The organism is Pseudomonas sp. MD195_PC81_125, from assembly GCF_014060985.1.
GTDB classification, from domain to species: Bacteria; Pseudomonadota; Gammaproteobacteria; order Pseudomonadales; family Pseudomonadaceae; genus Aquipseudomonas; species Aquipseudomonas parakoreensis.
Genome location: NZ_JABULD010000458.1, coordinates 1 through 9,097, shown reverse-complemented (window position 1 = coordinate 9,097; position 9,097 = coordinate 1). Strand labels below are relative to the sequence as shown.

General features: G+C 61.3%; 8 protein-coding genes. 2 read left to right on the top strand and 6 right to left on the bottom strand.

What is annotated here, in order from left to right; genetic code table 11:
* Nucleotides 1-141 precede the first annotated feature (141 nt).
* The 6 genes from HT737_RS18400 to HT737_RS18375 form a co-directional block, all read right to left on the bottom strand.
* A complete protein-coding gene (locus HT737_RS18400) occupies nt 142-852 on the bottom strand; it encodes a membrane integrity-associated transporter subunit PqiC (RefSeq protein WP_041065754.1) in 711 nt (236 codons plus the stop codon).
* Between the two features lie 186 nt (nt 853-1,038).
* The gene (parC, locus tag HT737_RS18395; RefSeq protein WP_003221074.1) at nt 1,039-3,303 is read right to left on the bottom strand and encodes a DNA topoisomerase IV subunit A; all 2,265 of its coding nucleotides are present in this window, start codon (nt 3,301-3,303) and stop codon (nt 1,039-1,041) included.
* 7 nt (nt 3,304-3,310) lie between these two features.
* Nucleotides 3,311-3,835 (bottom strand): TIGR02281 family clan AA aspartic protease, encoded by a 525-nt coding sequence (locus HT737_RS18390; protein ID WP_047290964.1) that lies wholly within the window; start codon nt 3,833-3,835, stop codon nt 3,311-3,313.
* The gene (locus HT737_RS18385; protein WP_182403566.1) at nt 3,832-4,821 is read right to left on the bottom strand and encodes an esterase-like activity of phytase family protein; all 990 of its coding nucleotides are present in this window, start codon (nt 4,819-4,821) and stop codon (nt 3,832-3,834) included. The genes HT737_RS18390 and HT737_RS18385 overlap by 4 nt, the downstream gene beginning before the upstream one ends.
* On the bottom strand, nt 4,821-6,728 hold the full coding sequence (gene parE / locus HT737_RS18380) for a DNA topoisomerase IV subunit B (protein WP_047290962.1): 1,908 nt from the start codon (nt 6,726-6,728) through the stop codon (nt 4,821-4,823). Before parE ends, HT737_RS18385 begins: the two co-directional genes overlap by 1 nt.
* Before the next feature lie 42 nt (nt 6,729-6,770).
* The gene (locus HT737_RS18375) at nt 6,771-7,379 is read right to left on the bottom strand and encodes a YqiA/YcfP family alpha/beta fold hydrolase (protein ID WP_182403564.1); all 609 of its coding nucleotides are present in this window, start codon (nt 7,377-7,379) and stop codon (nt 6,771-6,773) included.
* A gap of 387 nt (nt 7,380-7,766) precedes the next feature.
* Here HT737_RS18375 and HT737_RS18370 point away from each other — a divergent pair, with 387 nt between their 5' ends.
* Both HT737_RS18370 and HT737_RS18365 read left to right on the top strand, forming a co-directional pair.
* The gene (locus tag HT737_RS18370) at nt 7,767-8,369 is read left to right on the top strand and encodes a Yip1 family protein (RefSeq protein ID WP_007917515.1); all 603 of its coding nucleotides are present in this window, start codon (nt 7,767-7,769) and stop codon (nt 8,367-8,369) included.
* 148 nt (nt 8,370-8,517) lie between these two features.
* Entirely contained in the window at nt 8,518-9,012 is a 495-nt protein-coding gene (locus HT737_RS18365) for a SprT family zinc-dependent metalloprotease (protein WP_047295796.1), read from the top strand.
* The last annotated feature ends 85 nt before the right edge of the window (nt 9,013-9,097 follow it).

Here is a 9,097-nt window from a genome sequence, read left to right as displayed (position 1 = left end):
TGCCACAGACCTTGTGAACACCTTCAAGACCTGTGGGAGCGAGCTTGCTCGCGAAGAGGCCCGCACTGACGGCAAAGATTTCCAGCCCCCAGACACAACAAAGCCCGCACAAGGCGGGCTCTGTTTTGACTCGAACCAGACTTAGAAGCGGAACACTTCCATATCGGTACGAATCGGCGAGGCCATCGGGATCTTTGGCTGTTTCTCGGCATCGGCTGCCGGCGCGGCCGGCTTTGGCGCCGCCTTGCGCGGTGCTTCGGCCACCGGCGGCTGGTTGGCCAATGGCTTGAGCGCCACCGACAACTGCTCGGCCAGACGCTGCAGCAGAATCCCCTGCGCTTGCACCTGCGAAGCCGTGGTCCCGGCATGCAACTCTTGCAGATGAACGATGCGGTTATCGCGTACCTGCCCACGACGGTCAATCAGACGCCATTGCGCATCGAGGATCGCCGGTTGTTTCTGACCCGAATCCAGCCGCGTAATGGTCAGCAATACCTGCACATCCGGCGTGAAGCCCAACGTCGCGGGTGCCAGCACCACACGCTGGCTGTCCAGATGACCCGCCACCTGTCGCATCAGCAATTGATCGATATCCGACGAAAGGCTGCCCGCCCAGCGACCATCGGTCGAGGCTTGCAGGCTGCCGTCGGGCTGACGCTGCAGCAGGGTTTCTCGTTGCAGGTAATCGGCCACGACAATCGGGCCCAACAAAACCGCCATGCCAGCGCTTTGCGCAGGCTGAACCGGACTTCCGCTGTCCAGTTGATACAGCGACACCGGCTGGTGAACGCTGCAGCCCGCCAGGCCCAAAACGCCAGCGAGCAGGAAAATAAGAGGGCGCAGAGCAGTCATCATCCCGTCCAGGTGGCCGCCACAAGGCTGACCACAGTGAAAATACTCAATAAATATGAAGAACGCTCGGCCACGCCGGCGCTTGGAAAGGCCATATCATCCGTGAATATGCGTTCCGACTCCAGCGCCAAAGCGTCGATCTACGCGTTAAATCGTAGTTCGACGCCTCTAGAAGGGCGTTTTCGCCTAATTGAGGTTTTCGACGAGCAGCGCATCCACCCGCTGAAAGCCCCTCGGGAGTTTATTCCCGCGACGTCCACGCTCACCTTTATAGTGTTCGAGGTCGTCGGCCTTCAGCGACAGGGTCCGTTTTCCGGCCTGCAGCACCAAGGTAGCGCCTTCCGGAAGTACGGCGATGTCCGTGACGTATTCTTCGCGACTGGCCACACGCTCGCCGGAAATTCCGATGATCTTGTTGCCCTTGCCCTTCCCTAATTGTGGCAGATCGCTGATTTTGAAGATCAGCAGGCGACCTTCGGTCGTGACCGAGGCCAGCCAGTTCTGCTCACGATCGGCCACTGGGCGCGGCGCGATGACTTTGGCGTTGTTCGGCAGGCTCAACAGGGCTTTACCGGCCTTGTTTTTGGCTTGCAGGTCTTCACCCTTGACCACGAAACCGTAACCGGCATCGGAGGCGATCACGTACAACGCATCGTCTTCGGGCATCAGCACGCATTCGAACGTGGCGCCGGGCGGCGGGGTCAGACGACCGGTCAATGGCTCACCCTGGCCTCGAGCCGACGGCAAGGTGTGCGCGGCCACCGAATAACTGCGACCGGTAGAGTCGATAAACACCGCAAACTGGTTGGAGCGCCCCGCCGCCGAGGTCTTGAAGCCATCGCCAGCCTTGTACGACAGGCCGGTGGCGTCGATATCGTGCCCCTTGGCCGAGCGGATCCAGCCCTTCTCGGACAGCACGACGGTGACTTTCTCGTTCGGCAGCAGATCGTGTTCGGTCAGCGCCTTGGCTTCGGCACGCTCGACGATCGGCGAACGACGATCATCACCGTAGGTTTCAGCGTCTTTCAGCAGCTCGGTGCGCACCAGCTTCTTCAGCTTGGCTTCGCTGCCCAGCAAGGCTTGCAGCTTGGCCTGTTCCTTGAGCAGTTCGTCCTGCTCGTCGCGCAGCTTCATCTCTTCCAGACGCGCCAACTGCCGCAACCGGGTGTCGAGGATGTAGTCGGCCTGGATTTCGCTGAGGGCGAAGCGCTCGATCAGCTTGGCTTTCGGATGCTCCTCGGTGCGGATGATGTGGATCACTTCATCCAGATTGAGGTAAGCGATCAACAAACCGTCCAACAGATGCAGGCGGCGCTCGACCTTGTCGAGGCGGAATTGCAGGCGACGACGCACGGTCAGTACGCGGAACTCCAGCCATTCGACCAGCAATGCCCGCAGGTTTTTCAGCTGTGGCTTGCCGTCCAGCCCGATGATGTTGACGTTGACCCGGTAGGTCGATTCCAGCTCGGTGCTGGCGAACAGGTGCTGCATCAGCGCTTCGTGATCGACGCGGCTGTTGACCGGAATGATCACGATGCGGCACGGGTTTTCGTGGTCGGACTCGTCACGCAGGTCGGCGATCTGCGGCGCTTTCGACGGCTTGGCCTGCATCAGCGCGGCGATCTGCTCCAGCACCTTGGCCCCGGAGACCTGATGCGGCAGCGCGGTGACGATGATGTCGCCGTCCTCGACGTGGTACACGGCGCGCATGCGCACCGAGCCCTTGCCGGTTTCGTACATTTTCAGCAGGTCGGCACGCGGCGTGATGATTTCCGCTTCGGTCGGATAGTCCGGGCCCTGAATGTGTTCGCAGAGCTGTTCGACCGTGGCTTTCGGCTCATCGAGCAAGCGCACGCAGGCAGTGGCGACTTCGCGCAGGTTGTGCGGCGGTACGTCGGTGGCCATGCCGACAGCAATGCCGGTGGTGCCGTTGAGCAGGATGTTCGGCAAACGTGCCGGCAGCACCAAAGGTTCCTGCAAGGTGCCGTCGAAGTTCGGCCCCCAGTCGGCCGTGCCCTGGCCCAATTCGCTGAGCAGCACTTCGGAATAGCGCGACAGACGCGCTTCGGTATAACGCATGGCGGCGAAGGACTTCGGATCGTCCGGCGCACCCCAGTTACCCTGACCGTCAACCAGCGTGTAGCGATAGCTGAACGGCTGGGCCATCAGCACCATCGCTTCGTAGCACGCCGAGTCGCCGTGCGGGTGGAACTTGCCGAGCACGTCACCGACGGTACGCGCCGATTTCTTGTGCTTGGAATCGGCGTCCAGCCCCAGCTCGCTCATGGCGTAGACGATACGCCGCTGTACCGGTTTCAGGCCGTCGCCGATATGCGGCAGGGCACGGTCCATGATCACGTACATGGAGTAGTTGAGGTAGGCATTTTCGGTGAAGTCAGCCAGCGAGCGGCGTTCTACACCGTCCAGGCTGAGATCAAGGGAGTCGCTCATGCGGGCCTCATCGGTTCGTTGTCTGGCGCAGCAGCATGGTGCCACCGCGCTGGGTGAATTCAAGTTTGTTCAGGGCGCTCATGCCGAGCAGCACCTGATCGCCATGCAGCCCCGGCGCCACCAGTGCGCGGACGTCCCGCAGCACGATGTCGCCCAGTTGCAGGCGGTCGATCTTTGTCCGGTAGCCCTGGCTCAGGCCGTTGGCCGTGCTCAGGGTCACACCGAAACCTTCTTCCAGTTTCAAGCGTTTGGCCAGATCCGCCGGGATCGCCACATCGGTGGCGCCGGTATCGAGCATGAACTCCACCGGCTCACCGTTGATCTGGCCACTGGCGACGAAATGCCCTTGGGCATTGCCCGCCAGTTTTACTTCGACCACGCCGTCATGCTGCTCGGACGTGACCACCACATTCGGATTCTGCTGACGTTCTTCCCACTGGCCGAAAAACCGTGTGGCCAGAAACAGTCCCGCGCACCAGGCCAGAATCATCAACACCCGGCCGGCGCGTTTGCCCGGCGGTTGTTGACTCACGGTTTGGCGCTCCAGCCACCTTCAGGCGCGGCGAAGCGCCAGACAATCGGCCGAACCTCACCGTCGGCGCGCGGGCCGAAATTATTGTCGACACCGACCCACGCCCCCTCCGCATCAACGATCAGCGCTTCTTCCAACCCGAAGTTCTGCGAATAACGGCGGTTGGCCTGCAACAGTTCAGCAGCGTACGACCAGCAACGCTCGACCTTGGCAGTCTGCGCATCGCGCCGACAAATCTGGAAGGCGTTGCGTTCAAGGGTAAACAATTTGCCGTTGAACAATGAAAGGTCGGAAAAGTCGCGGTCGACCGCTTTGGCGTGCGGGAACTGCGGCGGCTGCATCTCCTTGCCACCCTCGCTGAGCAACACGCAACGACCGTCGCAATCCCACACGGTCTGCTGACGCTTGATCAGCAGCAAGCCACGGTTTTGCCGCTCGCCGGCCAGCCACATCTGATCGCCCGCAGGGTTGATCGCCAGACCTTCGAAGATCGCATTGAAATGCAGAAGCATGCCACTGGCCCGCGCTTCGCGAACCATCATCGGCGAGATCTTCAGCCAGTTGATCGGGCCGCTGACGGGCACTTGCAGGACCGCCGCGTGCCCCTCGCTGACGATGTAGCGATTGCCGGTGCTGTCGCAACTGATGCCTTCGAAATCCAGACCGCCACCGCGCACGAACGACGCGGCCCAATTGCGCGAGCGCAATCCCCACGGCAAACCGGTCTCCGGCACCAGAGGCACGTCGATGTGCAAGGCTTCGGCCTGCCAGACCTGATCGGCGGTATTGAGCCGGTAGATCTGATCGTCATCGCGGTCCGACACCGTCCACAACTCGCTGCCACACATGGCCAGTCCCGACAGGTTGCCGCCGCGCATGCCGTCGACCGGGTGTTCGGAGAGCACGCGCAACTCCTGCAGCGGTTCGGCCGACACGCTCATCGCACTCAGCAGCAAGGCACCCGCCAAGGCCCAGCCAAAACGCATCAGGCCAGCACCTCGGCGAGGTTGCCCTTGGATTCGAGCCAGGTCTTGCGGTCACCGGCGCGTTTCTTCGCCAGCAGCATGTCCATCATTTCCGAGGTTTGGGCAAAATCGTCGCCCAGTGTCAGCTGCACCAGACGCCGGGTGTTCGGGTCCATGGTGGTTTCGCGCAGCTGCGGCGGGTTCATTTCACCCAGGCCTTTGAATCGGGTGACCTGTGGCTTGCCGCGTTTCTTCTCGGCCACCAGACGGTCGAGAATCCCGTCGCGCTCGGCTTCGTCGAGGGCGTAGTAGATCTCTTTGCCGAGGTCGATGCGGTACAGCGGCGGCATTGCCACGTAGACGTGCCCGGCATCCACCAGCGGGCGGAAGTGCTGGACAAACAGCGCACACAGCAGCGTGGCGATGTGCAGACCGTCGGAGTCGGCGTCGGCGAGGATGCAGATCTTGCCGTAGCGTAGCTGGCTCATGTCCGTGGCACCCGGATCGACACCGATGGCCACGGCAATGTTGTGCACTTCCTGGCTCGCCAGCACTTCGCTGCCGTCGACTTCCCAGGTGTTGAGGATCTTGCCGCGCAACGGCAGGATCGCCTGGAACTCCTTGTCCCGCGCTTGCTTGGCGGAACCACCGGCGGAATCACCTTCGACCAGGAACAGCTCGGAGCGCATCGGATCCTGCCCGGCACAGTCAGCCAGTTTGCCCGGCAGCGCAGGGCCTTGGGTGACGCGCTTGCGCTCGACTTTCTTGCTCGCCTTGAGGCGGCGACCGGCGTTGTTGATCGCCAGTTCGGCCAGCGCCAGACCGGTTTCCGGATTGGCGTTGAGCCACAGGCTGAAAGCGTCCTTGACCACGCCGGAAACGAACGCCGCCGCTTCACGGGACGACAGACGCTCTTTGGTCTGGCCGGAGAATTGCGGTTCCTGCATCTTCATCGACAGCACGAAAGCGATGCGTTCCCAGACGTCTTCCGGCGCCAGCTTCACGCCACGGGGCAGCAGGCTGCGGAATTCGCAGAACTCGCGCATCGCGTCGAGCAGGCCCTGACGCAAACCGTTGACGTGGGTACCGCCCTGCGCCGTCGGGATCAGGTTGACGTAGCTTTCCTGCACCGCGTCGCCACCTTCCGGCAGCCACAGCAGCGCCCAGTCCACCGCTTCTTTATTACCGGCCAGGCTGCCGCAGAACGGCTCGTCCGGCAGGCGTTCGAATTCGCTGACCGCGTCCACCAGATAGGAGCGCAGGCCGTCTTCGTAATGCCACTCGACTTTCTCGCCGGTGCCTTTGTCTTCGAAGCTGACCAGCAGCCCCGGGCACAGCACAGCCTTGGCCTTGAGCACATGCTTGAGGCGGCTGATGGAGAATTTCGGTGAGTCAAAATATTTCGGATCCGGCGCGAAGTACACGCTGGTGCCGGTGTTGCGCTTGCCGACGGTGCCGACGATTTCCAGTTCGGTGGCCTTGAAGCCATCCTTGAAGGTCATCTGGTATTCGTTGCCGTCACGTTTCACCCGTACCCGGACTTCGGACGACAAGGCGTTGACCACGGAAATACCCACCCCGTGCAGACCGCCGGAGAACTGGTAGTTCTTGTTGGAAAACTTGCCGCCCGCATGCAGCTTGGTGAGGATCAGCTCGACACCCGACACACCCTCTTCCGGGTGAATGTCGACCGGCATGCCGCGTCCGTCGTCGCTGACTTCCAGCGAGTGATCGGCGTGCAGAATCACCTGCACCGATTTGGCGTGGCCGGCCAGGGCTTCGTCGACACTGTTGTCGATGACTTCCTGGGCGAGGTGGTTCGGCCGACTGGTGTCGGTGTACATGCCGGGGCGTTTGCGCACCGGGTCGAGGCCCGAGAGGACTTCGATGGCGTCGGCGTTATAAGAGCTAGCGCTGGGAGTGGCCATAGGGTCTCGTCGTCAGTGATTCAATGAAAAAGGGGCAAGACGTCACAGTGCGGTGAAATCGATTGCCCGGTACAAATCGGCGCCAATGCCGGCAAAACTCAGCAACGCCGGCAATTGTCCGGCAAACCCTTGGAAACCATGGTCGCCGCGGGCCTGAATGCGCAAGGCGCAGGCCCGGTAATACTGCTGGGCGAGGCGATAATCCAGTGTTCCATCGCCGGTCTGCAACCACACCTGATAGCGCTGCGCATCCACGGGTGCCGGCACTTCCAGCTCGGCCAGGGCCGTCACATGGTCATGGGTCAGTTCCCAGGTCTCATCGGTATACAGGTTTTTCTGCGTGCCCAGGTAGCCGTCGAACATCCGGTGCGGGCTGACCGCCGGGTTGACCAGCAGGGCTTTCAAGCCGTGGCGCTCAGCCAAGTGAGTCGCATAGTAGCCGCCGAGTGAGCTTCCCACCAGCAACGGCCGGCCCAGCTCGGCAATCGCCTGCTGCAACTGACCGATGGCTTCACGCGGGTGGTGATGCAGCGCCGGGACACGCAATTGCTCGCTCAAACCCAGCCGTTCCATCACCTCGACCAGCTGACAGGCCTTTTTCGAGGCCGGCGCGCTGTTGAAACCGTGGATATAGAGGATCGAACCGGACATTGGAGCTCCCTGAGTGTCGGCGAAAGATAGCGGAGTTTACAGGGAGTCGCGGTGGGATGGGCCATACAAATGATGTGCACGCCCTGCTGCAATGCTGCCCTCCCGGTCCCCGCTACCTCCTGTAGGAGCTGCCGAAGGTGCGATCTTTTGATTTTTAAAAAACAGGATCAAAAAGATCGCACCTTCGGCAGCTCCTACAGAGATAACTGCGATTAACCCGTCCGTTTACAGCGCAATTTGCTCTAAGCCCCTAGTCCCTGTGCGGTTAAGTCCTTTCTATACTGCGACATAAGGTCGCACACATCTGAAGACCTGTATTTGCTCGGCCACCTTGGCCCGTAGGCGCTCCGCTGGGGGGCGATGGCAATAACAAGAGGAGTGACTGGCATGATCCATCACGTAGTGGGACTGTTTACCCACCCCGATCAGGAATGGAAGGAAATCCGTGGCGACCAAGAGGAAAGCATCAGCCACATGTACCTGACGCACACGCTGATCCTGGCGGCGATTCCGGCCGTTTCGGCGTTTATCGGCACCACGCAGGTCGGCTGGGTGATCGGCAACCGCGCGCCGGTGATGCTCACCGTCGAAAGCGCGATCTGGATGACGGTGATGTCGTACCTGGCAATGCTCGGCGGGGTCGCGGTGATGGGCGCCTTTGTGCACTGGATGGCCCGCACTTATGACGCCAATCCAAGCCTGGCGCGTTGCGTGGCGTTCGCCACCTACACCGCGACGCCGTTGTTCGTTGGCGGGCTGGCGGCGCTGTATCCGCATATGTGGCTGGGGATGATCGTCGGCACGGCGGCCATCTGCTACACGGTGTATCTGCTGTACGTGGGGCTGCCGACGTTCATGAACATACCGTCGGACGAAGGCTTCCTGTTTTCCAGCTCAGTGCTGGCGGTGGGTCTGGTGGTGCTGGTGGCCATCATGGCGTTCACCGTGATTGTCTGGGGCCTCGGCGTGGGGCCGGTGTATACCAACTGACAGGCTTTATCCCCGAGAAAAACAAGATCTGCCAATACAGGCCGCCGCAAGGCGGCCTTCTCGTTTCGCGCATGACCATTCGGCAGGTCAGCGATTCGCAAGTCCTGGAGGTTGCGGCATACTCGACGTCTCTGGAGATCCATCAAGCATGCCCGAGCAACTCAATACCCGCGTCGAAGACTGTTACCAACTCGCTGAAGCCTTTTTCAAACGTCATTTCCAACGCCCGGTCGTGAGCCTCAAGCTGCGCGGGCAAAAAGCCGGTGTCGCGCATCTGCACGAGAACCTGCTGCGCTTCAACCCGCAGCTGTACCGGGAAAACACCGAACACTTCCTCAAGCAGACCGTGGCCCATGAAGTCGCGCACCTGATCGCCCATCAACTGTTCGGCGACCGTATCCAGCCGCATGGCGAAGAATGGCAACTGATCATGCGCGGGGTTTATGAACTGCCACCGGATCGTTGCCACACCTACGCCGTGAAACGCCGCAGCGTGACCCGCTATATTTACAAATGCCCGTGCGCCGACAGTGATTTTCCGTTTTCGGCGCAGCGTCATGGCCTGGTGCGCCAGGGGCGGCGGTATTTGTGCCGGCGCTGTCGCAACACCTTGGTGTTCAGTGGTGAGATGCGGGTGGAATAGCCGGTTTTTGTATTGCCCCGACTGGCCCCCTTTCGCGAGCAGGCTCGCTCCCACAAGGGGAACGCATTCCAAATGTGGGAGCGAG

Excerpts from the sequence above, each read along its gene's own strand:
- HT737_RS18400 (WP_041065754.1), bottom strand. The coding sequence starts at position 852 with ATGACTGCTCTGCGCCCTCTTATTTTCCTGCTCGCTGGCGTTTTGGGC.
- parC (WP_003221074.1), bottom strand. The coding sequence starts at position 3,303 with ATGAGCGACTCCCTTGATCTCAGCCTGGACGGTGTAGAACGCCGCTCG.
- HT737_RS18385 (WP_182403566.1), bottom strand. The coding sequence starts at position 4,821 with ATGCGTTTTGGCTGGGCCTTGGCGGGTGCCTTGCTGCTGAGTGCGATG.
- parE (WP_047290962.1), bottom strand. The coding sequence starts at position 6,728 with ATGGCCACTCCCAGCGCTAGCTCTTATAACGCCGACGCCATCGAAGTC.
- HT737_RS18375 (WP_182403564.1), bottom strand. The coding sequence starts at position 7,379 with ATGTCCGGTTCGATCCTCTATATCCACGGTTTCAACAGCGCGCCGGCC.
- HT737_RS18370 (WP_007917515.1), top strand. The coding sequence starts at position 7,767 with ATGATCCATCACGTAGTGGGACTGTTTACCCACCCCGATCAGGAATGG.
- HT737_RS18365 (WP_047295796.1), top strand. The coding sequence starts at position 8,518 with ATGCCCGAGCAACTCAATACCCGCGTCGAAGACTGTTACCAACTCGCT.